At 64.4% G+C, this 26,584-nt stretch carries 29 protein-coding genes and 1 tRNA gene; 16 read left to right on the top strand and 14 right to left on the bottom strand.

Going from position 1 to position 26,584, the window contains the following annotated elements:
* Positions 1 to 112: 112 nt before the first annotated feature.
* The 5 genes from purC to ACZ48C_RS06935 all read left to right on the top strand — a co-directional run bounded on the left by purC (position 113) and on the right by ACZ48C_RS06935 (position 2,616).
* Positions 113 to 877 carry a phosphoribosylaminoimidazolesuccinocarboxamide synthase gene (gene purC / locus ACZ48C_RS06955; RefSeq protein WP_119258326.1) on the top strand — a complete coding sequence of 255 codons (765 nt, stop codon included), beginning with the start codon at positions 113 to 115 and terminating at the stop codon, positions 875 to 877.
* Positions 878 to 905: 28 nt separating this feature from the next.
* Positions 906 to 1,148: a phosphoribosylformylglycinamidine synthase subunit PurS gene (gene purS, locus ACZ48C_RS06950; protein WP_318911751.1), complete on the top strand. Its 243-nt coding sequence runs from the start codon at positions 906 to 908 to the stop codon at positions 1,146 to 1,148.
* 20 nt (positions 1,149 to 1,168) lie between these two features.
* Positions 1,169 to 1,426: a hypothetical protein gene (locus ACZ48C_RS06945; RefSeq protein WP_119258328.1), complete on the top strand. Its 258-nt coding sequence runs from the start codon at positions 1,169 to 1,171 to the stop codon at positions 1,424 to 1,426.
* On the top strand, positions 1,423 to 2,094 hold the full coding sequence (gene purQ, locus ACZ48C_RS06940; RefSeq protein WP_464782564.1) for a phosphoribosylformylglycinamidine synthase subunit PurQ: 672 nt from the start codon (positions 1,423 to 1,425) through the stop codon (positions 2,092 to 2,094). The genes ACZ48C_RS06945 and purQ overlap by 4 nt, the downstream gene beginning before the upstream one ends.
* Before the next feature lie 129 nt (positions 2,095 to 2,223).
* Positions 2,224 to 2,616 (top strand): hypothetical protein, encoded by a 393-nt coding sequence (locus ACZ48C_RS06935; RefSeq protein WP_464782563.1) that lies wholly within the window; start codon positions 2,224 to 2,226, stop codon positions 2,614 to 2,616.
* A gap of 5 nt (positions 2,617 to 2,621) precedes the next feature.
* Here the strand turns inward: ACZ48C_RS06935 and ACZ48C_RS06930 are convergent, their stop codons facing one another.
* On the bottom strand, positions 2,622 to 2,837 hold the full coding sequence (locus ACZ48C_RS06930; protein ID WP_454632534.1) for a DUF1127 domain-containing protein: 216 nt from the start codon (positions 2,835 to 2,837) through the stop codon (positions 2,622 to 2,624).
* A gap of 95 nt (positions 2,838 to 2,932) precedes the next feature.
* Between ACZ48C_RS06930 and ACZ48C_RS06925 the strand changes: the two genes are divergently transcribed.
* The 6 genes from ACZ48C_RS06925 to ACZ48C_RS06900 all read left to right on the top strand — a co-directional run bounded on the left by ACZ48C_RS06925 (position 2,933) and on the right by ACZ48C_RS06900 (position 9,211).
* Complete coding sequence (locus ACZ48C_RS06925; RefSeq protein WP_464782562.1) at positions 2,933 to 4,351, top strand: aminotransferase-like domain-containing protein; 1,419 nt, start codon at positions 2,933 to 2,935, stop codon at positions 4,349 to 4,351.
* Positions 4,352 to 4,455: 104 nt separating this feature from the next.
* A complete protein-coding gene (gene purL / locus ACZ48C_RS06920; RefSeq protein WP_464782561.1) occupies positions 4,456 to 6,675 on the top strand; it encodes a phosphoribosylformylglycinamidine synthase subunit PurL in 2,220 nt (739 codons plus the stop codon).
* A 212-nt stretch (positions 6,676 to 6,887) separates the two neighbouring features.
* The gene (locus ACZ48C_RS06915; protein WP_119258334.1) at positions 6,888 to 7,121 is read left to right on the top strand and encodes a BolA/IbaG family iron-sulfur metabolism protein; all 234 of its coding nucleotides are present in this window, start codon (positions 6,888 to 6,890) and stop codon (positions 7,119 to 7,121) included.
* 7 nt (positions 7,122 to 7,128) lie between these two features.
* The gene (locus tag ACZ48C_RS06910) at positions 7,129 to 7,374 is read left to right on the top strand and encodes a hypothetical protein (protein ID WP_318911741.1); all 246 of its coding nucleotides are present in this window, start codon (positions 7,129 to 7,131) and stop codon (positions 7,372 to 7,374) included.
* Positions 7,375 to 7,544: 170 nt separating this feature from the next.
* Positions 7,545 to 7,880, top strand: a complete 336-nt coding sequence (gene grxD / locus ACZ48C_RS06905) for a Grx4 family monothiol glutaredoxin (RefSeq protein WP_119258336.1) — start codon at positions 7,545 to 7,547, stop codon at positions 7,878 to 7,880.
* 125 nt (positions 7,881 to 8,005) lie between these two features.
* Positions 8,006 to 9,211, top strand: coding sequence for a multidrug effflux MFS transporter (locus ACZ48C_RS06900; RefSeq protein ID WP_119258337.1), 1,206 nt, complete (start codon positions 8,006 to 8,008; stop codon positions 9,209 to 9,211).
* 166 nt (positions 9,212 to 9,377) lie between these two features.
* Here ACZ48C_RS06900 and ACZ48C_RS06895 read toward each other — a convergent pair whose 3' ends face one another.
* The 8 genes from ACZ48C_RS06895 to ACZ48C_RS06860 form a co-directional block, all read right to left on the bottom strand.
* Positions 9,378 to 10,196: an inositol monophosphatase family protein gene (locus ACZ48C_RS06895; RefSeq protein WP_464782560.1), complete on the bottom strand. Its 819-nt coding sequence runs from the start codon at positions 10,194 to 10,196 to the stop codon at positions 9,378 to 9,380.
* Entirely contained in the window at positions 10,186 to 11,052 is an 867-nt protein-coding gene (gene ttcA, locus ACZ48C_RS06890; protein WP_464782559.1) for a tRNA 2-thiocytidine(32) synthetase TtcA, read from the bottom strand. The genes ACZ48C_RS06895 and ttcA overlap by 11 nt, the downstream gene beginning before the upstream one ends.
* A 31-nt stretch (positions 11,053 to 11,083) precedes the next feature.
* Entirely contained in the window at positions 11,084 to 12,013 is a 930-nt protein-coding gene (locus tag ACZ48C_RS06885) for a glutaminase (RefSeq protein WP_464782558.1), read from the bottom strand.
* 74 nt (positions 12,014 to 12,087) lie between these two features.
* Entirely contained in the window at positions 12,088 to 12,705 is a 618-nt protein-coding gene (rpsD, locus tag ACZ48C_RS06880; protein WP_318911734.1) for a 30S ribosomal protein S4, read from the bottom strand.
* A gap of 221 nt (positions 12,706 to 12,926) precedes the next feature.
* Complete coding sequence (locus tag ACZ48C_RS06875) at positions 12,927 to 14,438, bottom strand: helicase HerA domain-containing protein (RefSeq protein WP_464782557.1); 1,512 nt, start codon at positions 14,436 to 14,438, stop codon at positions 12,927 to 12,929.
* A 119-nt stretch (positions 14,439 to 14,557) separates the two neighbouring features.
* Positions 14,558 to 15,319 (bottom strand): glutamate racemase, encoded by a 762-nt coding sequence (gene murI / locus ACZ48C_RS06870; protein WP_464782782.1) that lies wholly within the window; start codon positions 15,317 to 15,319, stop codon positions 14,558 to 14,560.
* Positions 15,320 to 15,392: 73 nt separating this feature from the next.
* Positions 15,393 to 16,226, bottom strand: coding sequence for an RNA methyltransferase (locus tag ACZ48C_RS06865; protein WP_203319048.1), 834 nt, complete (start codon positions 16,224 to 16,226; stop codon positions 15,393 to 15,395).
* 172 nt (positions 16,227 to 16,398) lie between these two features.
* Positions 16,399 to 16,974 (bottom strand): hypothetical protein, encoded by a 576-nt coding sequence (locus ACZ48C_RS06860; RefSeq protein ID WP_464782556.1) that lies wholly within the window; start codon positions 16,972 to 16,974, stop codon positions 16,399 to 16,401.
* Between the two features lie 217 nt (positions 16,975 to 17,191).
* Here ACZ48C_RS06860 and ACZ48C_RS06855 point away from each other — a divergent pair, with 217 nt between their 5' ends.
* Positions 17,192 to 18,406: an NADP-dependent isocitrate dehydrogenase gene (locus tag ACZ48C_RS06855; RefSeq protein WP_119258346.1), complete on the top strand. Its 1,215-nt coding sequence runs from the start codon at positions 17,192 to 17,194 to the stop codon at positions 18,404 to 18,406.
* Positions 18,407 to 18,518: 112 nt separating this feature from the next.
* Positions 18,519 to 19,154 carry a glutathione S-transferase family protein gene (locus ACZ48C_RS06850; RefSeq protein ID WP_464782555.1) on the top strand — a complete coding sequence of 212 codons (636 nt, stop codon included), beginning with the start codon at positions 18,519 to 18,521 and terminating at the stop codon, positions 19,152 to 19,154.
* A gap of 75 nt (positions 19,155 to 19,229) precedes the next feature.
* Here the strand turns inward: ACZ48C_RS06850 and tig are convergent, their stop codons facing one another.
* The 4 genes from tig to ACZ48C_RS06830 form a co-directional block, all read right to left on the bottom strand.
* Positions 19,230 to 20,705, bottom strand: coding sequence for a trigger factor (gene tig, locus ACZ48C_RS06845; RefSeq protein ID WP_119258348.1), 1,476 nt, complete (start codon positions 20,703 to 20,705; stop codon positions 19,230 to 19,232).
* Positions 20,706 to 20,882: 177 nt separating this feature from the next.
* A tRNA-Leu gene (locus tag ACZ48C_RS06840) sits at positions 20,883 to 20,967 on the bottom strand.
* 137 nt (positions 20,968 to 21,104) lie between these two features.
* A complete protein-coding gene (locus ACZ48C_RS06835) occupies positions 21,105 to 21,695 on the bottom strand; it encodes a GDYXXLXY domain-containing protein (RefSeq protein WP_464782554.1) in 591 nt (196 codons plus the stop codon).
* A 2-nt stretch (positions 21,696 to 21,697) separates the two neighbouring features.
* Complete coding sequence (locus ACZ48C_RS06830) at positions 21,698 to 22,801, bottom strand: DUF2157 domain-containing protein (protein WP_464782553.1); 1,104 nt, start codon at positions 22,799 to 22,801, stop codon at positions 21,698 to 21,700.
* A 1,062-nt stretch (positions 22,802 to 23,863) separates the two neighbouring features.
* Between ACZ48C_RS06830 and ACZ48C_RS06825 the strand changes: the two genes are divergently transcribed.
* From ACZ48C_RS06825 to trmFO, 3 genes are all read left to right on the top strand, one after another.
* Positions 23,864 to 24,007 carry a DUF1127 domain-containing protein gene (locus ACZ48C_RS06825; protein WP_119258351.1) on the top strand — a complete coding sequence of 48 codons (144 nt, stop codon included), beginning with the start codon at positions 23,864 to 23,866 and terminating at the stop codon, positions 24,005 to 24,007.
* A 344-nt stretch (positions 24,008 to 24,351) separates the two neighbouring features.
* Entirely contained in the window at positions 24,352 to 24,495 is a 144-nt protein-coding gene (locus tag ACZ48C_RS06820; RefSeq protein ID WP_119258352.1) for a DUF1127 domain-containing protein, read from the top strand.
* Between the two features lie 155 nt (positions 24,496 to 24,650).
* Positions 24,651 to 26,060, top strand: coding sequence for a methylenetetrahydrofolate--tRNA-(uracil(54)-C(5))-methyltransferase (FADH(2)-oxidizing) TrmFO (gene trmFO / locus ACZ48C_RS06815; protein WP_464782552.1), 1,410 nt, complete (start codon positions 24,651 to 24,653; stop codon positions 26,058 to 26,060).
* Positions 26,061 to 26,070: 10 nt separating this feature from the next.
* On the opposite strand, the gene ACZ48C_RS06810 is transcribed toward trmFO, so the two are convergent.
* Positions 26,071 to 26,526, bottom strand: a complete 456-nt coding sequence (locus tag ACZ48C_RS06810) for a hypothetical protein (protein WP_464782551.1) — start codon at positions 26,524 to 26,526, stop codon at positions 26,071 to 26,073.
* Positions 26,527 to 26,584 lie beyond the last annotated feature (58 nt).

Genomic DNA, 26,584 nt, shown 5'->3' with positions numbered 1-26,584 from the left:
GAAAACGGGGGATCGGGCGTCTCGGCGATTGTGAAACCGCGGCATTTCGTTTATGGGAGCCCGAAAGAAAGACACCTGCGCGGCCCAATCGCGCCAACAAAGAGAAAACTCCATGAACCGTCGCCGCCGTATCTACGAGGGCAAGGCCAAGATTCTCTATGAGGGTCCGGAGCCGGGCACGCTGATCCAGTTCTTCAAGGACGATGCGACCGCCTTCAACAAGAAGAAGCACGATGTCATCGACGGCAAAGGCGTGCTCAACAACCGGATTTCCGAGTACCTCTTCACGCAGCTGAACAAGATGGGCATTCCCACCCATTTCATTCGCCGCCTCAACATGCGCGAGCAGTTGATCAAGGAAGTCGAGATCATCCCGCTCGAGGTCGTCGTGCGCAACGTCGCCGCCGGCTCGCTCTCCAAGCGCCTCGGCATCGAGGAAGGCACCGTCCTGCCGCGCTCGATCATCGAATTCTACTTCAAGGCCGATGCCCTGGAGGACCCGATGGTCTCCGAGGAGCATATCACGGCCTTCGGCTGGGCAAGCCCCCAGGAACTCGACGACATCATGGCGCTCGCCATTCGCGTCAACGACTTCCTCTCCGGCCTCTTCCTCGGCGTCGGCATCCAGCTCGTCGACTTCAAGATCGAATGCGGCCGCCTCTACGAGGGCGACATGATGCGCATCATCATCGCCGACGAGATCTCGCCCGACAGCTGCCGCCTCTGGGACATCGCCACCCAGGAGAAGATGGACAAGGACCGTTTCCGCCGCGACATGGGCGGCCTCGTGGAAGCCTACCAGGAAGTGGCCCGCCGCCTCGGCATCATCAACGAGAACGAGCCCGTGCGCGGCACCGGCCCGGTTCTGGTGAAGTAACACGTCTCCCAAGGATGGAACGAAAGACATGATCAAGGCACGCGTAACGGTTACGCTCAAGAACGGTGTTCTCGACCCGCAGGGCAAGGCCATCGAAGGCGCCCTCGGCAGCCTCGGCTTCGACGGCGTCGGCCAGGTCCGCCAAGGCAAGGTCTTCGACCTGGAGCTCCAGACCGCAGACCGCGCCAAGGCCGAAGCCGACCTCAAGGCCATGTGCGACAAGCTTCTGGCCAACACGGTAATCGAGAACTATACTATCGCCCTCGCCTGACGGTTGAAGGGAGATGAAGAGTGGCAGAAGTGACGAACGAGCTGCTGTACGAAGTGCTGAAAAGCATCCATTCCCGAATGGACAAACTGGATACCGGGCTTTCCGATCTTCGCAGTGAGATGATCACGATGCGGGGAGCGCTCGTGACAGTGCAGCAAGACGTTCATCACATCTATTCGCGCCTGGACCGCGTGGACCAGCGTCTCGACCGTATCGAAAACCGCCTCGAACTGCGTGAACTCGCCGAGGCCCAGGCAAGGTTTGAAGCACACCCATGAAATCCGCCGTCGTCCAACTCCCCGGCCTCAACCGCGACCGCGACATGATCGCTGCGCTGACCAAGATTTCCGGCAAGGCGCCGGTGACCGTCTGGCAGACCGAAACGGACCTGCCGGATGTCGACCTCATCGTCATTCCGGGCGGCTTCTCCTACGGCGACTATCTTCGCTGCGGCGCCATCGCCGCCCGCATGCCGATCATGCAGGCCATCAAGGCGAAGGCCGAGGCCGGCGTGAAGGTGCTGGGCGTATGCAACGGCTTCCAGATCCTGCTCGAAGCGGGCCTCCTGCCGGGCGCGCTGATGCGCAACGCCTCGCTGAAATTCGTCTGCCGCGAAGTGAAGCTGGAAGTCGCCAACGCTGACACCGACTTCACCCGCGCCTACGACAAGGGCCAGATCATCCGCTGCCCGGTCGCCCACCATGACGGCAACTATTTCGCCGACGCCGAGACGCTCACCAAGGTCGAAGGTAACGGCCAGGTCGTCTTCCGCTATGCCGAAGGCACCAACCCGAACGGTTCGATCAACGACATTGCCGGTGTGATGAACGAAAAGGGCAACGTGCTCGGCCTGATGCCGCATCCGGAAAACCTCATCGAGGCCGCCCATGGCGGTTCCGACGGCCGTGGGCTCTTCGCATCGGTTCTCGACGTCATCGCGGCCTGAGGCAACCTGACGAAACCTGCCGGACACGGGCGCCTAAAAGCCCCGATCCGCCGGCTTCATACGGTTTCGTCAGCCTCTCTTAACCGGCCCTTGCTATCAAGGCGCATGTTCGCTCCCGAAAGGTCTTCCATGCGCCCTCTCCTCTCCGCCAAGCTCCTCCTGCCGCTCGTCGCCGCTGCGGCCATGGCCAGCTGCCAGGCGAAGGCCCCGGCGCCGAAGGCCGACAATCGCGCCCTTCCGATGATGGAGCGGGTCGCGCTCGGCGCGAATAGCTGCTGGTTCAAGTCTGGCGATCCGGCCTTCAAGGCCTATCGCCTCGCGCCGGAGCTGAATTCCTTCTCCGGCCGCCCGCGCATCTTGGTCGTCCACCGCAATTCGCCGGAAGCCCGGCCGCTGCTCGTCGTGCAGGCTGAAGGAAGCCCCGCCAAGCTCGACGCGTTCGGCCCGCTGATGGGCGAAACCGTCGGTCCGCGCATCACGACCGACGTCAAGCGCTGGGCCGGCGGCGGCAAGGGCTGCTGACGGGATCAATCCCAGAAATAGGACTTTCCGGCCTCGCGCCGGGCTTCGCTGCGGGTGAGCCCGACATCGCGAAGCTGCTCGTCCGTCAGTTCCAGCAGCGCATAACGCGTGTGCCGCTTGATACGCCATGCCCGATAGACGCGCCATGCGCGACGAAGGATCACGCGGAACGCGCCGCGCGACTTTAGCTCCGTGCCAGCGTAAAATGTCTCAATTGCCATCACCGAATCTCCTGAAATGTCACCGGGAATAGTGACAATCGGCAAAGACAGAGATGAATTGACTCACAAAACGGTGCAATATAAGAATTGCCACCATGACAAATTGGCTACCCGATCTCCAGGCCTCCGACGGGCCGCTCTATGTCCGCATCGCCGACCAGATCGAGCAGGCGATCAATACCGGGGCGCTCGCCGCCGGCAGCAAGCTGCCGCCACAGCGCAACCTCGCCTATGACGTCGGCGTGACGATCGGCACGATCAGTCGCGCCTATAGCATGGTGCGCGAGCGCGGCCTCGTCAGCGGCGAGGTCGGGCGCGGAACCTATGTGCTCGGCACGGGCGCGGAGGACGAGCCGGCGCCGATCGACACGGTCAGCGCACGGCTTTCCGGCACGCGCGCCGCCAATGCCCCGCCGGGCAAGCTGCGCTTCGACACGACGGCGGCGACGGATGTCGGCCAGTCGGCCGTCATCACCGATATCCTTTCCGCCATCTGCCGCGAGCAGCCGAACGAGATCGCCAGCTACACCCGCAACTTCCCGCAGCATTGGCTGGAAGCCGGCCAGCGCTGGCTGAGACAGGGCGACTGGCAGCCGAGCCTCGACAGCATCGTGCCGACGCTGGGCGCGCATGCGGCGGTCATCGCCGCGGTTTCGGTCATCACCTCGCCCGGCGACCGCATCGCCTTCGAGCACGTCACCTATTCGCAGATCAGCCGCGGCACCGCCCTCCTCGGCCGCCAGACCGCGCTCGTCGAGTCGGATGCCGAGGGGGTCATTCCCGAAGATTTCGAGCGCGTCTGCCTGCAGCAACATCCCAAGCTCGCCTTCCTGATGTCTTCGGCGCAGAACCCGACCCTCGCCACCATGCCGGAGGAGCGCCGCCGCGCCATTGCCGCCATTGCCAGGCGGCACAATGTCTTCCTCGTGGAGGACAATCTCTACGGCGCGACGGCGGACACCGGCATTCCGCTGCTGGCGGAAATCGCGCCGGACCGCACCTTCCTCGTCGGCGGCCTGTCGAAGAGCGTCGCGGCCGGGGTGCGCGGCGGCTGGATCGCCTGCCCACCGCATCTTGCCCAGCGCGTGCGCATCGCTCACAAGATGGTCAGCGGCGGCCTGCCCTATCTGCTTGCCGAACTCGGTGCGCGGCTGGTGCTGAGCGGCATGGCGGACACCATCCGCGGCAGGGTGGCCGAGGAAGTCGGCGCCCGCGAGACCCATGCACGGGACATCTTCGCCGGGCTCGATTTCAACTCGCACCCGCGCGTGCCGTTCCTCTGGCTGAAGCTGCCCGATCCCTGGCTCGCCGGCACCTTCCGGCAGGCGGCCTTCGACGAGGATATCCTCATCGACGACGAGGACGAGTTCAAGGCCGGCCGCACCGAAAAGACCTTCTACCGGGTGCGCATCGGCCTTTCCTCGCCGGAGAACCGCGAGGACGTCGTCACCGGCCTGACGCGGCTGCGCCGCCTGCTCGCCCATGGTCCGACGGGCTACGACAGCCCGGCCTGAAAGCCGCTTTCTCATGTGGTTGGCGGTCATTTTCCTGTCGCGCTGCAGAGCAGCATGGGGTAAAGAGACCGCAATCCTGCCCTCCACCGACAAGACGAGCGACGATGACCATTTCGAACACCCGCCCGATCACCCCGGAGCTGATTGCCGCCCACGGGCTGAAGCCGGATGAATACGACCGCATCCTCTCGCTGATCGGCCGCGAGCCGACCTTCACCGAACTCGGCATCTTCTCGGCCATGTGGAACGAGCACTGCTCGTACAAGTCCTCCAAGCGCTGGCTTCGCACGCTGCCGACCAAGGGTCCGCGCGTCATCCAGGGCCCGGGCGAGAATGCCGGCGTGGTCGACATCGACGACGGCGACTGCGTGGTCTTCAAGATGGAGAGCCACAACCACCCGTCCTATATCGAGCCTTACCAGGGCGCGGCGACCGGCGTCGGCGGCATCCTGCGCGACGTCTTCACCATGGGCGCACGCCCGGTCGCGGCGATGAACGCGCTGCGCTTCGGCGAGCCGGACCATCCGAAGACCCGCCACCTCGTCTCGGGCGTCGTCGCCGGCGTCGGCGGCTACGGCAACTCCTTCGGCGTGCCGACCGTCGGCGGCGAAGTGGAATTCGACGCCCGCTACAACGGCAACATCCTCGTCAACGCCTTTGCCGCCGGCCTTGCCAAGTCCAACGCGATCTTCCTGTCCGAAGCCAAGGGCGTCGGCCTGCCGGTCGTCTATCTCGGCGCCAAGACCGGCCGCGACGGCGTCGGCGGCGCGACCATGGCCTCGGCCGAATTCGACGAATCCATCGAGGAGAAGCGCCCGACCGTCCAGGTCGGCGACCCCTTCACCGAAAAGTGCCTGCTGGAAGCCTGCCTCGAGCTGATGCAGACCGGCGCCGTCATCGCCATCCAGGACATGGGCGCGGCCGGCCTCACCTGCTCGGCCGTCGAGATGGGCGCCAAGGGTGACCTCGGCATCGAATTGAACCTCGATCTGGTTCCGGTGCGCGAAGAGCAGATGACCGCCTATGAGATGATGCTGTCGGAAAGCCAGGAGCGCATGCTCATGGTGCTCGAACCCGCCAAGGAAGAGGTCGCCAAGGCGATCTTCGTCAAGTGGGGCCTCGACTTCGCCATTGTCGGCTATACGACGGACGACCTGCGCTTCCGCATCCTGCACCAGGGCGAGGAAGTCGCCAACCTGCCGATCAAGCAGCTCGGCGACGAAGCGCCGGAATACGACCGCCCCTGGCGCGAGCCGGGCAAGCCCGCCCCGCTGCCGGCCAATCTGGTCGCCGAGCCGAACGACTACGGACAGGCCCTCCTCAAGCTCGTCGGTTCGCCGAACCAGTCGAGCCGCCGCTGGGTCTACGAGCAGTACGACACGCTGATCCAGGGCAATTCGCTGCAGATCCCGGGCGGCGACGCCGGCGTCGTGCGCGTCGAGGGCCATGCCACCAAGGCGCTCGCCTTCTCCTCCGACGTGACCCCGCGCTATGTCGAGGCCGATCCGTTCGAGGGCGGCAAGCAGGCCGTCGCCGAGTGCTGGCGCAACATCACCGCGACCGGCGCCGAGCCGCTCGCCTCTACCGATAACCTGAACTTCGGCAACCCGGAAAAGCCCGAGATCATGGGCCAGTTCGTCAAGGCCATCGAGGGCATCGGCGAAGCCTGCCGCGCGCTCGACTTCCCCATCGTCTCCGGCAACGTCTCGCTCTACAACGAGACGAACGGCATCGCGATCCTGCCGACCCCGACCATCGCCGGCGTCGGCCTGCTGCCCGACTGGTCCGTCATGGCCAAGATCGGCGGCGCGAAGGATGGCGACCACCTCCTCCTCATCGGCGTCGACGGCAGCCATCTCGGCCAGTCCGTCTATCTCCGCGACGTGCTCGGCATCGTCGACGGCCCGGCTCCGGAAGTCGACCTCTATGCGGAACGCCGCAACGGCGACTTCGTGCGCTCGGCCATCCGCAATGGCCAGGTCACGGCCTGCCACGACATCTCCTCGGGCGGCCTTGCCGTCGCGCTGGCGGAAATGGCGATGTCCTCCGGCAAGGGCGCCAGGATCGACCTTTCCGAGGCGAACGGCCCGACCCATGCGCTGCTCTTCGGCGAAGACCAGGCCCGCTACGTCATCGCCGTACCGGCCGATCTCGCCAACTTCGTCTGTGCCAATGCGGAAGGCGCGGGCGTGCCGTTCCGCCGCCTCGGCACGGTCGGCGGCGATGCGCTTTCCGTCGGCGACCTCCTGTCGCTGCCGGTCGCCAGCCTGAAAACGGCCCACGAAGGCTGGTTCCCGGCATTCATGGACGGCGAAGTCGCCTGATCGGCGGGCATCGACGCCAGGTGATTTTGCGGGCTCATGGTTCCGGCGGAACGATGGGCCCGTTTCCTTTTGCGGCGGGCTGCGATGCACAGCCTGGCCGCAGCCGCGAGCGACCGCTTTTGTAGAAGCCGGGATGGACGACCTCTGCGATTGACCTTTCCGGATGTTCGCCACTATCCTGCATGGGCAATAACGGAATCGGAGACTTCACTGTGGCAATGAGCGCCGGCGACATCGAAACCCTCATCAAGCAAGGCATTCCGGACGCCAAGGTGACGATCCGCGACCTTGCCGGCGACGGCGACCACTATGCGGCCGAAGTGGTGGCGGAAAGCTTCCGCGGCAAGAGCCGCGTGCAGCAGCACCAGATGGTCTACGAAGCGCTGAAGGGCAATATGGGCGGTGTGCTGCATGCCCTCGCCCTCCAGACCTCCGCGCCGGACTGATCCGGCCGTGGCCGACCTGATCAAGGACCTCGTCAGCGGCGTGGTGGACGCAGCCCTCAAGGAGGTGCTGAAGAAGACCGGCGTGCGGTCGGCTTCGACCCGCCGCACGCGCCGCAGGAAGGCCTCGGGCGGCCTTCTCGCCGATGTGATCGAAGCTGTGCTGAAGCCGGAGAAGAAGCCGGCGCCGCGCGCCCGCAAGCAGGTGAGCCGCCGCAGGACGGCGGCAAGCCGCAGCCCCCAGCGCAACCGCTAGCCTCGACCGACCGGGCAAAGGCGCGGCGAACGCGCAACACCCTGCGGATCGTAAGGCAGCCCCCGGCGTTTTTTCCCGGGCGCTTCTGGCAATTGTCACACGAGATTGTTATCTAGGGCGAACGGTTCATCGCATCGGCCCTTGAAGCCGATTTGCCAGGGAATATTGAAATGAGCGGCATCCACGATTTCATCGACAATGAAGTGAAGACCAACGACGTCGTCCTGTTCATGAAGGGCACGCCGGAATTCCCCCAGTGCGGGTTCTCCGGCCAGGTCGTGCAGATCCTCGACTATGTGGGTGTCGACTACAAGGGCATCAACGTGCTCGCCGACGCCGACATCCGCCAGGGCATCAAGGACTATTCCAACTGGCCGACCATCCCGCAGCTTTACGTGAAGGGTGAGTTCGTCGGCGGTTGCGACATCGTGCGCGAGATGTTCCAGTCGGGCGAGTTGCAGACCCATCTTCAGGGCCAGGGCATCGCCGTCAAGGGCGCCGCCTGACGCCTTTCCGATCTTTCGCCGGCAAGCTTTTCAAAAGGCGCCGCATCCAGCGGCGCCTTATCTCTTTCATGGAATAAATTGATATGTCTGGACTTTCCCCTGAATCGGCCCAGCGCCTGAAAGGCATGGGCAAAGTAGAATTCATCGCACTGATGGCCCTCCTGATGGCGCTCAACGCGCTCGCCATCGACATCATGCTGCCCGGTCTCCAGGAGATCGGCGCCAGCCTCGGCGTCGAGAACGAGAACCACCGGCAATATGTCATCTCGGCCTACCTGATCGGCTTTGCCTGCGCGCAGCTCTTCTACGGCCCGATCTCCGACCGTTTCGGCCGGCGCAAGCCGATGCTCTTCGGCCTTGCCATCTATGCCGTGTCGTCGCTCTTCGCGATCCTCGTGCCGAGCTTCGCCGCGCTGCTGGCGCTGCGCTTCATCCAGGGCATCGGCTCGGCCGCCACGCGCGTCATCACCGTCTCCATCGTCCGCGACGTCTTCGGCGGGCGCGCGATGGCGGAGGTCATGTCGCTCATCATGATGGTGTTCATGGTCGTTCCGGTCATGGCGCCAGGCACGGGCCAGGTCGTCATGCTTTTCGGCGAATGGCACCTGATCTTCATCTTCATGGCGGTCATGACCGTGGTCGTCGGCACGTGGATGTATATCCGCCTGCCGGAGACGCTGCATCCCGAGGACGTGCGCCCCTTCACGGCGCGCTCGATACTCGGCGGCTTCCGCATCGTTCTCACCGACCGCGTGGCGCTCTGCTACACGCTAGCGAGCACCTTCATCTTCGGCGGGCTCTTCGGCTTCATCAACTCGGCGCAGCAGATCTATGTCGGCATCTACGGGCTCGGCGTGTGGTTCCCGCTCGCCTTCGCGGGCGTCGCCGCCTTCATGGCGCTGTCGTCCTTCGTCAATTCGCGGCTCGTCGGGCGCTTCGGCATGCGGCGCCTGTCGCATGGCGCGCTGCTCGGCTTCCTGACCGTGAACACGATCTGGCTCGTCCTGACGCTGCTCTGGCCGACGCATCTGCCGTTTGCGATCTTCATCGTGATCTTCGCGCTGACGATGTTCCAGTTCGGCTGGATCGGCTCGAACTTCAACTCGCTCGCCATGGAGCCGCTCGGCCACGTCGCCGGCACGGCCTCCTCGGTGCTCGGCTTCATGGGCACGGCCGGCGGCACGGTGATCGGTGCGATCATCGGCCAGTCCTTCAACGGCACCTCGCTGCCGCTGGTCATCGGCTTCTTCACCCTCTCGGTGATCGGCCTCATCTTCGTGCTGATCGCCGAGCACGGGAAGCTGTTCCAGCCGCATAACAAGCCGGTTTGAGAAGGCGGCGGGGCTGCATGCAGTTCCGCTCCGCTTCCCAGCCTACCCTCCTCTTCGCGGCGTGGATCCTTGGATCGCGCCCGAGGATGACGGGAGGCAAGGTTTGAAGGCAAACAAAAGGCCCGGCTGCGGATGCAGCCGGGCCTTTTCATTCAATGCGCTCCGCTCAGTCGACGAAGACCTCGCGGCGAAGCATCTCCCAGCTTTCCCTGTCCGGCGCCAGCAGCAGGCCGCCCTCGACGTGATGGGGCCTGTAGGCCGAGCCGTCGAAGCGGGCGGCATAGGCGCCGGCCTCCTGGGCGATCAGCGTGCCGGCGAGATGATCCCAGGGCATCAGCTTGTTGTACATAAGGTAATGCAGGTTGCCGCCCGCGAAGGTGCGGTATTCGTGCGCGGCGCAGCGATAGTTGGAAACGAAGGCGACCTTGGCGAGGTTCGACAGGACGCGCGCCCGGCGCGCGCGGTCGAGGAAGCTGGTGGAGGCCATGCCGGTCATCGCCTCCAGCGGCGCGGCACCGCGCGTCTTCAGCCGGACCGCCGGGCGATGATCGCCCGTCTGCCAGGCACCGCTGCCCTTTTCCGCCATCACGAAATCGTCGCCCATCGGATCGTAGATGATGCCGCCCACCGTCTCGCCGCCGGAAACGATCGCCGCCATGACGCCGAAGAGCGGCACGCCGGCCGCGAAATTGAAGGTGCCGTCGATCGGATCGACGACGATGGCGAGCTCTGCATCCGCAAGCTTGCCCAGCAGCGCCGGATCGGCCGCGACCGATTCCTCGCCGACGAACAGCACGTCCGGAAACTGCGCCGTCACCTCGCGCTTGATGAAGCGCTCGGCCGCCTCGTCGGCTTCCGTCACGAGGTCGTTGGCGTCCGCCTTGGTGCGGATGTCGCCCTTGCCGAGGGCGCGGAAGCGCGGGCGGATTTCGGCCTCGGCCGCCTGCGCGAGCACGAGCGCCAGCGCATTGATGTCAATCGTCATTTTGTCTTACCGTTTCCAGGGAGGAGAAATCGAAAAGCTTCGGATCGAGGAGATGGGACGGGTTGGTGTGGCCCAGCGCCCGCAGCATGGCGTCCTTGCGGCCCGGCATGCGCGTCTCGATATCCGCCAGCATCGCCTTCATCGCATTGCGCTGGAGACCGTCCTGCGAGCCGCAGAGATCGCAGGGAATGATCGGGAAGCGCATGGCGGCGGCGAATTTCGCAAGATCGTCCTCCGCAGCATAGGCGAGCGGGCGCAGCACCATCAGATCGCCCTCGTCGTTCAAGAGCTTCGGCGGCATGGCGGCGAGCCGCCCGCCATGGAAGAAGTTCATGAAGAAGGTCTCGAGGATATCCTCGCGATGGTGGCCGAGCACCAGCGCGTCGCAGCCCTCCTCCCGGGCAATGCGATAGAGGTTGCCGCGCCGCAGCCGCGAGCAGAGCGAGCAATAGGTCGCTCCCGTCGGCACCTTCTCCTTCACGATGGAATAGGTGTCGCGATATTCGATGCGGTGCTTCATGCCGATGGATTTCAGGTATTCCGGCAGGATGTGCTTGGGAAAGTTCGGCTGGCCCTGGTCGAGGTTGCAGGCGATCAGTTCGACGGGCAGCAGGCCGCGCCATTGGAGGTCCATGAGGAGCGCCAGCAGGCCGTAGCTGTCCTTGCCGCCGGAAAGGCCGACGAGCCAGCGCTTCTGGCCCTTCAGCATGGCGAAGTCGTCCATCGCCTGCCGCACCTGGCGGAGCAGGCGCTTGCGCAGCTTGTTGAAGGAGACGCTTGACGGCGCATCGGCAAAGAGCGGATGGCGGCCATCCTCCGGTGCATCGTCTTCGATTTCGGCAAGGGCAAGGGTCATGCGCCTGCAATGCCCCGAACGGCCGGCACAATCAAGCCCCGAAGACGGACCAGCCGGTGCGCGCCGCCAGCATTTCCAGCGCCAGCGAGCCGAGCAGCGAATTGCCGTTCTCGTTGAGGCCCGGCGACCAGACCGCGACCGAGGCCTTTCCGGGCGCAACGGCGAGAATGCCACCGCCGACGCCGCTCTTGCCCGGCAGGCCGACGCGATAGGCGAAATCGCCCGAGCCGTCATAATGGCCGCAGGTCAGCATCAGGGCGTTGATGCGCCGTGCCCGAAGATGCGAGACGACCCGGTGGCCGGTCAGCGGATTGGTGCCGCTGTTGGCGAGGAACAGCCCTGCCCGCGCCAGCTGCCGGCAGCTCATCGCCAGCGCGCATTGATGGAAATAGACGCCGAGCACCAGTTCGGCCGCATGGTCCAGCTTGCCGAAGGAGCGCATGAAATTGGCGAGCGCGAAATTGCGGAAGCCCGTCGCCTGCTCCGAGCGCGCCACCGCCTGGTCGATGGTGATGTCCTCCTCGTCCGCCAGATAGCGCAGGAAGCGCACGACCTCGCCGATCGCCTCCTTCGGCGTGTGGCCGGCGAGCACGAGATCGGTGATGGCGATGGCTCCGGCATTGATGAAGGGATTGCGCGGGATGCCGGCTTCCTGTTCGAGCTGGACGATGGAATTGAAGGCCGAGCCGGAGGGCTCGCGCCCGACGCGCTTCCAGATACCCTCGCCATGCTTGCCGAGCGCCAGCGTCAGGGTGAAGACCTTTGAGATGCTCTGGATGGAAAAGGCCTCGTCCGCGTCGCCGGCAAGATGGGTTTCGCCATCGACCGTGACGACGGCCATGCCGAATTTCTGAGGGTCCACATGGGCAAGCTGCGGAATATAGTCGGCCACCTTGCCCTCGCCGCGCCGCGGCGACAGGCTCGCATGGATTTCCTCGACGATAGCCTGAAGGTCTGTCACGCGGGTACCCCCAAAAGAAAAAGCCGCCAATCTCTTGGCGGCTTTTCCAGATTGCGCAAGGCGTCTCTCGCGAATTAACGCGAGTAGAATTCGACGACCAGGTGCGGTTCCATGACGACCGCGTACGGAACGTCGGAGAGAACCGGAACGCGAACGAAGGTCGCGGTCATCTTGTTGTGGTCGGCTTCGATGTAGTCCGGAACGTCACGTTCAGCCAGGCCAACGGATTCGAGAACCGAAACCAGCTGCTTGGACTTTTCCTTGACTTCGATGACGTCGCCCGGCTTGCAGCGGTAGGAACCGATGTTGACGCGGACGCCGTTGACCTTGACGTGGCCATGGTTGACGAACTGACGGGCAGCGAAGACCGTCGGAACGAACTTGGCGCGGTAGACGATCGCGTCGAGGCGCGATTCGAGCAGGCCGATCAGGTTTTCCGGGGTGTCGCCCTTGCGGCGTTCGGCTTCGGCGAAGATCGCGCGGAACTGCTTCTCGCGGATATCGCCATAGTAGCCCTTCAGCTTCTGCTTGGCGCGGAGCTGAACACCGAAGTCCGAAAGCTTGGACTTGCGGCGCTGGCCGTGCTGGCCCGGGCCGTATTCGCGGCGGTTGACCGGGGACTTCGGACGGCCCCAGATGTTTTCGCCCATACGGCGGTCGATTTTGTACTTGGATGCAGCGCGCTTGCTCATCGCATTTCCTCTGGTTCTTGTTATGCCGTTCCGTTGCCGGACCGGCTGAAGGAAACACGCCCTCCTCTGAACCTTTTTCGGGTTCCGACAGGTTTCTCACGATCGCGACCGGAGAATCCACGGGACATGTCAAATGAAACACCGGACATTTCTGCCCGGCGTTGGCGGGGTCATTAGGCGGGTTTCAGGAAGATGTCAACGCGGAAAGCCCGGAAATCCGACTATTCGGCGGCATCGCGGTGAGAATCCGCAAGGTCCGGCCCGTTGGCGTCGCCCGGCAGCGTCTCGCAGCCGAGGTCCGGGAAGGCGACGATGCGGTGGCCGGCGAGGTCGCTGTGCACGACCACCAGCCCCTGCTCCTCGAAATAGCCGAGCAGACGGCGCGCGCGGCGGGCCGAATGGGTGCCGTAGGCGCGCGCGATCCGCGCATCCGAGGGGCAGGCAAGCCCGCGCACCGCCGCTTGCGCGACGAGCAGGAACACACCCTGCAGATCCTCGGTGACGCTGCGGGAAAGATCGAGCGCCCTGCCCCACACCTCCGTCGCCGCCGTCTCCGCATCGACGCCGGAGCGCGCAACCGCCATCTTACGCCGGAAGGCCGGCAGCGAGAGCGGCGCGCCGGGCACGCGGCGGATGCGGCAACGCACAAGGAAATCCTGGAACAGCTCGGCATCGGCGCGGAAAGCAGCCTCGGGGTTGGCGAGGATTTCGGCGAGCGCCTGATCGAGCAGGCTTTCGCGCTCCTCGGCGGAAATCTCCGGCGCGGGGGCCTTCGCCTCCGTCTGCACCGGCTCCGGCCGCGCGCGGGAGAGCTCGGCGAGGATATCCGTCGTCGGGCGCGGCGCGGGCGGCGGGCGGCGCACGAGGGGACGCGTGAATTCTTCCGGGTCCGGCGTGAAGATCAGGTCTTCCACGTCCTGCGGCGCATCCGGCAGGGGCATCAGCTTGGGGCTGGTGGAGCGGGCAGATGTCTCGACGGTGCCGATCGCCACCGGCAGTGGGCGGCGCGACAGCGCCGGGCCGAGCGCGACGAAGGAGCCGCGCGGCAGGTCGCGGAACATTTCCGCCTGCCGCCGGTCGAGGCCGAGGAGGTCGGCGGCGCGCGCCATGTCGATGTCGAGGAAGGTGCGCCCCATCAGGAAGTTGGAGGCTTCGGCCGCGACGTTCTTGGCGAGCTTGGCGAGGCGCTGCGTGGCGATGACGCCGGCAAGCCCGCGCTTGCGGCCACGGCACATCAGGTTCGTCATCGCGCCGAGCGAGAGTTTGCGCGCTTCTTCGGAGACTTCGCCGCTGACAGCGGGGGCGAAGAGCTGCGCCTCGTCGACGACCACGAGCACCGGATACCAGTAGTCGCGATCCGCATCGAACAGCGCGTTGAGGAAGATGCCGGCCGCGCGCATCTGCTCGTCGGCTTCAAGGCCCTCCAGCGAGAGCACGCAGGACACGCGATGCTGGCGGATTCGGGTGGCGATGCCGACAAGCTCCGCCTCCGTGCGCTCGCCATCGACCACCACATGACCGAAGCGGTCGGAGAGCGTGACGAAATCGCCCTCGGGATCGATGATGACCTGCTGCACCCATTGCGCGGACTGTTCGAGCAGGCGGCGCAGGAGATGCGACTTGCCCGAACCCGAATTACCCTGCACGAGCAGGCGCGTCGCCAGCAGTTCCTCGATATCGAGCCTGGCCGGTGCGCCGCCCTGCACCGTTCCCATGTCGATGCCGACCTTCATCCCGTTCCTCGTTCCTGAAAAATCCGATTCGCCCGGCCGCCTGCGGAGGGCCGGCAAGCCCTAACACGAAATCAACGCCCGTCGCGCCCGGCTTTTGAAAAACCCACAGGAATGCCGCGTCAGACGACGCGCAGCCCGAAACCCTGCATCAGCCGGCACGTCGCGAAATCCGGCCGGCAGGAGGTGAAGACGGCAATGTCCTCGCCGGGCGCGACAGTTTCCAGCGGCGGGACGAGGCGGCGGGTCTGGCGGGCGATCGCCTCGGCGGGGTCGAGCCAGTCGACCGGCCAGGGGGCGAGCTTGCGGAAGAGGTTCGCCATGAAGGGATAATGCGTGCAGGCGAGCACGACGATATCGGTCTTGCGGCCCATCTCGTCGACGAAGCAGGGAATGATCTCGCTGCGCACCGCCTGGTCGGAAAGGCTTTCGCCGCGGATATAGGCCTCGGCCATGCGGGCGAGATTTTCCGAGCCGACGAGGCGGACGTCGCACTGGCTGGCAAAGGACTGGATGAGGTCGCGCGTATAGGCGCGCTTGACCGTGCCGGGTGTCGCGAGCACCGAGACGAGACCGGAGCGCGTGCGCTCGGCGGCGGGCTTGATGGCCGGAACGGTGCCGACGAAGGGCATGTGCGGAAAGGCGGCGCGCAGGTCCGCGCCGACGAGCGTGAAGGCGGTGTTGCAGGCAATGACGCAGACTTCCGGGTCGTGCTCGTTCAGGAGCTTGCCGAAGAGCTCGACGATATGCGCCTTCAGCGCCGGCTCTTCCCAGCCGCCATAGGGAAAGCCCGCATCGTCGGCGACATAGGTGAAATGCCGCTCCGGCATCAGCACGCGCGCCTCGCGCAGCACGGTGAGGCCGCCGATACCGCTGTCGAACATCAGGATGGGTTTCGCGCCCTGTTCGATCACATTTCCGGACGAAAAACCGGTTCCCACTTTTTCTGGAACTGTTCTATTCGCTGTCACGGGGCACCTTGGGCCGGCGGTTGCGGGTGCGGTTGGGATTGGTCGCGCCGCGCGGCGATTCCCGCGTAAAGCGATCGAGGCAGGAAACGATGCCGCGCAAGACCTGGATCTCCGTGCCGGTGAAAGAAGGACGCGTCAGGATGGCGCGCAGGTTCTCCACCAGTTTGGGCTTTTTTTCGGCAGGGCGGAAGTAGCCGCGCGCATCCAGCGTCTCTTCCACGTGATCGAAGAGGCCCTGCAGTTCTTCCTTCTTGGCGGGGCGCTGCGGCAGCGCGTCGAAGGGCGTGTCCTCGACGGAGGCAAGGCCGCTCTTCATCCACTCGTAGCTCATGAGGAGCACGGCCTGGGCGAGGTTGAGCGAAGCGAAGGCCGGATTGACCGGGAAGGTCACCAGCTCATCGGCGAGCGCGATCTCCTCGTTGGTAAGGCCCGTGCGCTCGCGGCCGAAGAGGATGCCGGTCTTCTGCCCGGCCCGGAAGCGCGTGCGCAGGTCGTCCGCGGCGACGACCGGCGAGCGGACCTCCTTGTAGCCGTAGCGGTCGCGCGCCGTGGTGGCATAGACGAATTCGAGGTCGGAGACGGCCTCCTCCAGCGAGGGATAGACCTTGGCGGCCTCGATGACGTGGTCTGCCTTGCTGGCGGCGGAGATCGCCTTCTCGCTCGGCCAGCCGTCGCGCGGGTTGACAAGTCGCAGTTCCGCCAGCCCGAAATTCGCCATGGCGCGCGCTACCATGCCGATGTTCTCGCCCAGTTGCGGATGAACGAGGATGATCGCCGGTCCTTCGGCGATCAGCGTGCGTTCGCTGTTCGTGCCTGCCATACCCAAATATCCCCAGAGCATTTTCGCTTTTTTCAGAATCGCGAAAACGCTCTACCTTTTTGTTTTGCCGCATTTCCAAATGCAAAACCGCTGCACGCTTTTGCTGGAAATGCTCCAGAAATTCGGGGTCTCACTGACACAAGCGGCCCGAAATGAAAAGTACGCGCGGCACTCAGTCCGGATTTTCGGCGGCGCTGCCGGCCCCGCCGTTCGGTCCTTCCTCGGCGATCTGCTGGAGTTCCTTCTTCAAGGAAGCGCCCTCCTCGAAGCTGGTGCGCTCGATATCGTCGATGACGGCCCGGCCGTCCTCCTCGACCACCTTGAAGACCAGCTTCTCCGGCTGCCAGTCGGAGGCGCGCTCGCCGAAGCAATGGCTGTTGTCGAAGGTGACGGTGACGTCTTCCGCGCCGTTCGCCGGCTGGCCTTCGGTCGTCACGACATCCTTGAGGGCGCAGCCGTCCTGTGCGCCGATGATGGGATCGTAGTCGAAGGGCGAGCCGCCGTCCTCATAGGCGGGGTATTTCGCGGCTTCCCGGTATTTCGCAACGAAATCCTTGCTGTAGAGGCGCGTCAGGAAATCCTCGCTGAAATAATCCGTATAGGGTGCCGGATTGTCGTTGTCCGTTCCCGTATCCTGCCAGTTGCTGGTCGCCGCGGACATGATTTCGGCGACCGGCGCCTTGAAATCGGCCGCCTCGGCGGACAGGGGAAGCAGAAGGGCAAGCGCAGCCAGACCGAAACGCGACATCGCATTCTCCATTGGTGGCGGAAGGCCCGGGCAGCCCACCGCGGGCAGACCTTCCTGAGACGGAATCGTGGCAAAACTTATTCCGCCCGCCCGCGAAAATAAACCGCCTCATCCATTGGTCGGCTTTGCCTTCCCGGCCGCGAGTGCTATAGGGCCAAGCGGTTCTTTCAAGTCCACGATCCGGGGCGCCCAGCCCCTCAGAAAACACGAGGTTCCCATGGCAAAGATCAAGGTCGCCAATCCCGTCGTCGAGCTCGACGGCGACGAGATGACGCGCATCATCTGGCAGTTCATCAAGGACAAGCTGATCCACCCCTACCTTGATATCGACCTCGAATATTACGACCTCGGCATGGAGAACCGCGACGCCACCGACGACCAGGTGACGATCGACGCGGCCAACGCCATCAAGAAGCACGGCGTCGGCGTCAAGTGCGCCACCATCACGCCGGACGAAGCCCGCGTCGAGGAATTCAAGCTGAAGAAGATGTGGAAGTCGCCGAACGGCACGATCCGCAACATCCTCGGCGGCGTCATCTTCCGCGAGCCGATCATCTGCAAGAACGTGCCGCGCCTCGTTCCCGGCTGGACCAAGCCGATCATCGTCGGCCGCCACGCCTTCGGCGACCAGTACCGCGCCACCGACTTCAAGTTCCCCGGCAAGGGCAAGCTGATGATGAAGTTCATCGGCGAGGACGGCAAGGAGATCGAATACGAGGTCTATGACGCGCCGTCCGCCGGCGTCGCCATGGGCATGTACAACCTCGACGATTCGATCACCGAATTCGCCCGCGCGTCGTTCAACTACGGCCTGCAGCGCAAGGTGCCGGTGTATCTCTCCACCAAGAACACCATCCTCAAGGTCTATGACGGCCGCTTCAAGGATATCTTCCAGCAGGTCTTCGACGCCGAATTCGCCGACAAGTTCAAGGAAGCCAAGCTCTGGTACGAGCATCGCCTGATCGACGACATGGTCGCCTCGGCGCTCAAGTGGTCCGGCGGCTATGTCTGGGCCTGCAAGAACTACGACGGCGACGTGCAGTCCGACATCGTGGCCCAGGGCTTCGGCTCGCTCGGCCTGATGACCTCGGTCCTGATGACGCCGGACGGCAAGACGGTCGAGGCGGAAGCTGCGCACGGCACGGTGACGCGCCACTACCGCCAGCACCAGAAGGGCGAGGAAACCTCGACCAACTCCATCGCCTCGATCTTCGCCTGGACCCGTGGCCTCGCCCACCGCGCCAAGCTCGACGGCAATGCGGAGCTCGCCAGGTTCTCCGAGACGCTGGAACGCGTCTGCGTCGACACGGTCGAAGCCGGCTTCATGACCAAGGACCTCGCGCTCCTCATCGGCCCCGATCAGCCGTGGCTCTCCACCACCGGCTTCCTCGACAAGATCGACGAGAACCTTCGCAAGGCCATGGCCGCCTGAGCCAACCGATAGAGAAAAGCCCGGCCCCAGCGCCGGGCTTTTTCTTTGCCCAGACTTGCACGCCTCTCCTCCGGCCCTATTCTCCCGCACACCGCATGCAGAGGAGACTATCATGGCCGAGGAACTGGTACTCTACAGCAACCCCATGTCGCGCGGGCGCATCGCCCGCTGGATGCTGGAGGAGGCCGGCGCGCCCTACCGCGTCGAGTGGCTGACCTTCGAGGGTTCGATCAAGGCGCCGGACTATCTTGCGGTCAATCCCATGGGCAAGGTGCCCGCCATCCGCCACGGCGAGACGATCGTCACTGAAGCCGCCGCGATCTGCGCCTATATGGCGGATGCCTTCCCGGAAGCCGGGCTCGCTCCGCCGACGGACCGGCGCGGCGACTATTACCGCTGGCTGTTCTTCGCGGCCGGGCCGCTCGAAACGGCCGTCTCGCTCAAGGCCTTCGGCATGGAGGTGCCGCAGGAGCGCCAGCGCGCCCTCGGCTGCGGCAGCTACGGGACGGCGCTGGATACCCTCTCCTTCGCGGTCACCCGCCATCCCTACATTGCCGGCGACACGTTCACGGCCGCTGACGTCTATGTCGGCTCACATATCAGCTGGGGCCTGCAATTCGGCTCGCTGGAAGACCGGCCGGAATTCAGGGCCTATTGGGACCGCCTGAAGGACCGCCCCGCCCATATCAAGGCAACCGCCCTCGACGACGAGGAGATGCATCGCCAGCTCCAGGCGGCGAAGGGCTGATCGGGATTTTATGTTACCCGAAGCAAAAAGGCCGCCCGATGGGCGGCCTTTCCGTATGCGATGGGATGGAGCCGATTACTCGGCGTCGCCTTCGGCGGCCTTCTTCTTGGCCGGGGCCTTCTTCTTCGGAGCGGCTTCCTCGCCTTCCGCAGCTTCGGCCTTGGCGGCAGCCTTCTTCTTCGGCGCGGCCTTCTTGGCTTCCTTTTCGGAACCCTCTTCGTCGTCAGCCATCAGCTCGTCCTTGGAAACGGTCTTGTCCGTTACCTTGATCTCGCCGAGCAGGTGATCGACGACCTTCTCTTCGAAGATCGGGGCGCGCAGCGAAGCGGCGGCGCCGGGGGTCTTCTGGAAGTATTCGAGGATCTGCTTTTCCTGGCCCGGGAACTGGCGAAGCTGCTGGAAGAGCGACTGCTGCATCTCTTCGTCCGAGACCTGAACACCGGCCTTTTCGCCGATTTCCGAGAGGACGAGGCCGAGGCGGACGCGGCGTTCGGCGAGCTTGCGATATTCCTCGCGAGCGGCTTCTTCCGTCGTGTCTTCGTCAGCGAAGGTCTTGCCCGACTGAGCGAGGTCCGTGTTGATCTGGCGCCAGATGTTCTCGAACTCGGCGTCGACCAGGCGTTCCGGTGTGTCGAACTTGTACATCTCGTCGAGCTGGTCGAGGATCTGACGCTTGACCTTCTGGCGGGTGACCGAGCCGTACTGGCTTTCGATCTGGCCGCGGACGATCTCGCGCAGCTTGTCGGCCGATTCGAGGCCGAGCTTGGAAGCGAGTTCGTCGTTGATCTCGATGGCGGCGGCGGCAGCGACTTCCTTGACGTTGATGTCGAAGGTGGCTTCCTTGCCGGCAAGGTTCGCGGCCGGGTAGTCAGCCGGGAAGGTGACGGTGATGACCTTCTCGTCGCCAGCCTTCAGGCCGACGAGCTGCTCTTCGAAGCCCGGGATGAAGCGGTTGGAGCCGAGGACGAGTTCTGCGTCTTCGTCCTTGCCGCCGTCGAAGGCAACGCCGTCGACCTTGCCGAGATAGTCGATGGTGACGCGGTCGCCGTCGGCGGCCTTGCCCTTCTTCGTCTCGTAGGAACGGGCGCTTTCGGCGATCTTGAGGATCTGCTCGTCGACTTCCTTGGCGTCGATGTCGACGACTTCGCGCGTGACGGCGATGCCCGAATTATCCTTCAGCGCGATGGCCGGGATGACTTCGTAGGACAGCGTGAACTCGAAATCGGCTTCGCCGTTGAGGATCTTTTCCGCTTCGGCCTGGTCTTCGGTCATCGCGACTTCCGGCTGCGTGGCGGACTTTTCGCCGCGCTCGGAGAGAATCGCGGATGGACGGTCGCGGACGATCTCGTTGACCAGCTCGGCCATGACGGACTTGCCGTACATCTTCTTGAGATGTGCGAACGGTACCTTGCCCGGACGGAAGCCGTTGATGCGGACACGGCCCTTCACGTCTTCAAGACGCTCGTTCATCTGAGCTTCCATGTCCTTGGCCGGGATGACGACCTTGATTTCGCGCTTCAGCCCTTCAGCGAGCGTTTCGATAACCTGCATGTTCAAACCTTCATTTCGAGTTGGCGGTGCTCAAACCGGCCTTCCGGTTATGGCGAGCACCCCGCCGGTCCATTTGCCGGCAGTGGCTTTACTGAATTCGGTGGCCTTTTGGCAAGCAAAATGGCGCTCTAATGCTCCACAGGACGCGGAAACCTCCATTTCCACGTCTGGTGGCTCTGGTGCGGGTAGAGAGACTTGAACTCCCACGCCTTGCGGCACCAGAACCTAAATCTGGCGTGTCTACCAATTTCACCATACCCGCGTCTCAGAAACCGTCTTGCCACAGGGGGCAAGGCCGCTCCCGTGGCGCCTTCCGAGCGCGGCGTCTCTATATCACCCGTTTTCCGCGGATCAAAGGAAAAATGTGGCCGAAAAGCCGCTGTCCCGGCCCTTCTCGTCTCAATAGAGCGGCTCGTCGTAGACCGGCTCGCCCTTCAGGATCAGCCGGGCGATCTGCGGCGTTCCGTCCTTTGCCACGCGCGCCTCGATCTCGAGTTCCTCCGCGTTGCGGGCGCTCTCCAGCGCCCTGCCCTCGCCCTCCGGGACATAATAACGCTCGATGCCGTACTGGACGAAGAGCGTATCGGGAAGCTCGCCATCGACGGACGAGTAGATCTCGAAGGGCTGCGTGCGCAGCACGACGCTGCCTTCCTGCGGAGCGAGGCCGGCGAAACTCGCCTCCGTCGCCGCCCAGAGCCCGTCGGCGCCGGGTCTGACGCGGACGTCGAGACGCACGCGCGCGCCGCTTTGCGGAACGGCGCCGGTGACGATCGATTTCGGGATGGTCGAGATGGGATAAGAAAGCGTCACATAGTCGCCGCGCAGAAGATCGCGCGGATCGACCGGCATGGTCTTCAGGCGGATATCCGCGCCGTTGCGCAGGATGGAGGCGCGGCTCTCGACCACATAGCCGATGACGGCCGTCTGCAGCGCGGCGGCGACGATGGCGGCAACGAGCGGCGGGAGGCGGAAGAAGCGGGATTCGGTCATGGTCAGGCCTCCGCCTTCGTGCCGGCGTGGGAAAGGCGACGTTCCAGCGCGATCACCGCCCAGGCGATGAGGGCGACGACGAACCCCGCGACAAGGAAGAATCCGGACGTGCCGATGATCGAGCCGATCGTCTCGGATGCAAGATACAGTGTCTCGGCGGCGAAGACGACATAGCCGAGATAGCGCACCGCGCCGTTCTCCTTGCCGGAGAGCGCGATACCGAGAATGGCAGCGCCGAGCGTGACGATGCCGACGAAAAGCCGCTGCTCCACGCTGTCGAATTCGGAATGCAGCGCGAGAAGGCCAAGCAGCAGCACGAGATAGGCATAAAAGGCGGGCGCGGCACCGGCGCTGCGGGCAAGCGCGTGAAGCGGCGACTGCGGCAAGGCGGCGGCGAGATAGGCGACCGCGCCGAAAGCGGCAATCGCGATGGCGGCCGCCGGCGTCTCGTTCTCTCCATAGAGATAAGCGAGCCAGACGAGGAGCAGCAGATAGGCAAGATGACGGACGCGGTCGGCGCCCGTATAGCGCACGAGCAGGATGACGATCACGGCCATCAGCGGCATCAGCCAGAGCAGCACGGTATCGTCGACACTATAGGATTGCGTCCAGTCGGCCCCCGCCACGACAAAGGCGAGGAAGCCGGCGACGGCCGCGACGGCGCCGGAGCGGAAAAGCACGGCGGTAACCACCGCGCCGGCGAACCAGACGAGCGCCGCCTGGAACGCATCGCCGGACAGGTGATACATCTGCCCGACCAGCGCAATCGCGCCGCCGAAGGCGAGCGTGCCAAGGATCAGGAAGGCCCCGGCGAACCGCTCCGCCCCGCGAAGGATCAGGAGGCCGCCGGCAAGATAGGCCCCCCAGATCACCGCCACGATGCCGACGAGGCGGACAAGGCGGGGAATCGCCTCCCAGTTGGCGGCGACGAGCAGAAGCACGGCGGCGGAAACGAGAAGGGCCGCGATGATCATCAGCACACGGCCGAGACTGAAGGCGCTTTCGCGGGAATCGTATTCGCGAAGCAGGCTGCCGGCGGTCGCGGCGTCGATCAGGCCCTGCGCCGTCCAGTGTTTGAGATCGCGCTCGAGCCTGCCCCTATACATCCGCTCACCGTTCCCTTCGCTCTTCGAATTTCCATTCCTGTGCCTGAGAAACGATATAGGGCCGGCAGAAATTCGCAATCGCAGTGAAAATCCGAAAGACCGGCGATCTTTCACCTGCGACGCGAAGTCCGCCCTTCACGGTTAACCGGACATAAAGAAATCCATGGCAGATTTAGCAACAGAAAGCCCTTCGGCTTGCGACCGACGACATGCAGCTGGCGCATATCATCCATGCCCATATTGCACTGCACAAAATCGGGAATCGCAGCTATAGTGCAGACATCGGATCAGAGATGATCCAGACCGAAAATCAGGCGCCTTCGAGGCGACGGATGGACGGGGGCGGACTGGTCGAACGCCCGGCATGAAGCCTCGGACCCGATACTCCGGAAACGGAGTTCGACAGGAATTCGGAGCGACGCACTCCTCCTCCCAGCGTCCCTCCGATACGATTGGCAACACTCCTCCTCCCAGTTGCCAATCATTATTATGACGCCCGCTGGATCTCCTCCCCCAGCGGGCGTTATTTTTGCGCCCTGCGCATGGCGAGCGGCCGGAGCAGCGGCATTTTCCAGAAAAATCGTTGGGGCCAGCCCGCACGTTCGAGGCATCTGCCCAATCCTTGCGCAATGCATGCGCCGCGTGCATGGGTGCCATTCCAACCGGGCCCTACCGCGCCGCGATGGCCGGATCTATATAGTCCTCATCGGTCGGGCGACGATCTCCTCCTCCCAACGTCCCCGACAGGATTGGCGGCCTCTCCTCCTCCCAAGCTGCCAATCGAGACCAGCAACGCCCGCCGGACCTCCTCCCCCGGCGGGCGTTGCTTTTTTGCACTGCACTCACAGCTCAGCGCATAGCTTCGTTTACCTTTGTGGCGCGAGCCCGGAATTTAGCCAGAATTTGGCCGAAATTTCCGCTTGACATGCATGAAACGCATAGGTGCCGTGCTATTCCAGCGCTGTTCATTTCGGCAATGCAGCGTATATTCCATTTCATCAGATCGGGGCGGCGCCAAGGACGAGCGGCCGCCCAGCAGGAAGCCCAGAAAGGGGTAAAGACATGAACCTGGCACGCTCTTTCAACAACTGGCGCAAGTACCGTCAGACCGTCAACGAACTCGGCCGCATGACGGACCGCGAACTTCGTGACCTCGGCATCGGCCGCAGCGATATCCCGTATATCGCACGCAAGGCCGCCAACTAAGCCGGCCGATCCATCCGGATCTCATTTCGAACGCCCTTCGGCTTCCCGCCGGAGGGCGTTTTGCTTTGCACGTCTTTTTGCGCCGCACAATGTCGCTTTTTCTCATTCGCGACAAGAGAAGCGGCCCGACCTCACGGCTGCAGAAATTGCTATTTGTCTGAAATGGCGCGCTTTTCGCCTCTTCCGCATGCAGGTCCGTCAAATGCCTCTTCCGTGGCCGTCTTATTGCACAAATGCATAGCAGCTGCATTTTCTTTGCACTGCACATTGACAGGGATGTCGCCTATATAGGCGTCACGAACCGGTGAGACAGACCTCCCGGGCCACACTTCGAGGAAGAGACCATGAACCCGATCCGCATTGCAAAGAACTGGATTTCCTACCGCCGCACCCTGAACGAACTCGGCAACCTGTCGAACCACACGCTCTCGGACATCGGCCTGACCCGCTACGACATCCGCGACATCGCTTCGCGTTCGTTCCGCTAAGCATCGCTGGTTTCCGCCGCTGCGGCCGGAAACGGCGACGCGCGAGGAACGCTTCAAACGGCACCGCATGGTGCCGTTTTTGATTCCGGGCTCATGCCAAAGGCGGCTGGCGCTTTTCCTTGGAATGCGCCGGCCGCCATGGTAACGAACCGCCCATGACAAAGACCTCTTCCTTCAGCCCCATCCATGTCATCGGCGGCGGCCTCGCCGGCTCCGAAGCCGCCTGGCAGATCGCCGAAACCGGCGTTCCCGTCATCCTGCATGAAATGCGCGGCGTGCGCGGCACGGACGCCCACAAGACGGACGGCCTTGCCGAGCTCGTCTGCTCCAATTCCTTCCGCTCGGACGATGCGACCAGCAATGCCGTCGGCGTTCTGCATGCGGAGATGCGGCTTGCCGGCTCGCTGATCATGCGCTCGGCCGATGCCAACCAGGTGCCGGCCGGCGGGGCGCTTGCCGTCGACCGCGAGGGCTTTTCCGCCGCCGTGACGGCCGCGCTCGAAAGCCACCCGCTGATCACCATCACGCGCGAGGAAGTGACGGGCCTGCCGCCGGAGGACTGGGACCAGGCGATCATCGCCACAGGCCCCCTCACCGCGCCCTCGCTCGCCGAGGCCATCCAGGCGCGCACCGGCGCCGATTCGCTGGCCTTCTTCGACGCCATCGCGCCGATCATCCATACGCACAGCATCGACATGGATATCTGCTGGTACCAGTCGCGCTACGACAAGGTCGGCCCGGGCGGCACGGGCAAAGACTATATCAACTGCCCGATGGACGAGGCGCAGTACAATGCCTTCATCGACGCGCTGATCGCCGGCGACACGACCGGCTTCAAGGAATGGGAAGGCACGCCCTATTTCGATGGCTGCCTGCCGATCGAGGTGATGGCGGAGCGCGGCCGCGAGACGCTGCGCCACGGCCCGATGAAGCCCATGGGGCTCACCAATGCGCATAACCCGACCGTCAAGGCCTATGCCGTCGTGCAATTGCGCCAGGACAATGCGCTCGGCACGCTCTACAACATGGTCGGCTTCCAGACGAAGCTGAAATACGGCGCGCAGGCCGAGATCTTCCGTCTCATTCCGGGCCTGGAAAATGCGGACTTCGCCCGCCTCGGCGGCCTGCACCGCAATACCTACATCAACTCGCCGACGCTGCTCGATCCTTCGCTGGCGCTGAAGGGCCGGCCGGGCCTGCGCTTTGCCGGGCAGATCACCGGCTGCGAGGGCTATGTGGAAAGCGCCAGCATCGGTCTTCTGGCCGGCCGCTTCGCCTCCGCCGAGCGCCGCGGCGAAACGCCGTCGCTGCCGCCGGAAACGACGGCCTTCGGCGCGCTGCTGAACCATATCACCGGCGGCCACATCGTCTCCGACGACGAGCCGGGCAAACGCTCCTTCCAGCCGATGAACGTCAATTTCGGCCTGTTCCCGCCGCTGGAGCCGGGAGCGGTGACGAGACCGGAAGGCATGAAACGTTTCCGCGGCAAGGACAAGGCGCTCGCCAAGAAGCAGGCGACGGCGGCCCGGGCGCTGGAAGACTGCGCCCGCTGGCTCGGGCGCTGACTGGAAGAGACTAGGTCGGCTGTCCGGCCGTCCGGTTGTCCTGCGCAACGATGCCCGGCATGAAGCTGCCGAGCATCCAGAGCGAAACCTCGGCGGCCTGCTTCTCGTCGCGGAATTCGAACAGGCCGCCCTCGAAGGCGGCGTTGGCAAACTCGATCGTCAGGCGCTTCGGCCCGGCGCTGGCAACGCGCACGGTGCCCGGCTCGATCAGGTGGCAGGAATAGTGGTGGCCATGCGCGTGCATGCAGCCCGCCTTGCCGTCATGCAGCCTCAGGAAGACCGTGCGGCCATTGGCGGTGGTGATCACCTCGCGGATCGCCTCGCCCGGAAAGGCGCGGCCGAATTCCAGGATCGCGAGGCCAGCATTCTCCCCGGCCATTTCCGGCTCTTCGTTGCGCTTGCGGAAACGCTGACGGAAGATCAGGCCCGCCAGCAGCAGGCAGACGATGGTGACGGTCCAGAGCATCGACTCCACTCCTCCACGGAAAACGTTTCGTCGCTGTAGCCTACAAGGCTTGCGCCAG

The organism is Shinella sp. 1A1 (assembly GCF_055379515.1).
The sequence above is the reverse complement of the archived record's forward strand: the minus strand, read 5'-3'. Positions and strand labels throughout refer to the sequence as shown.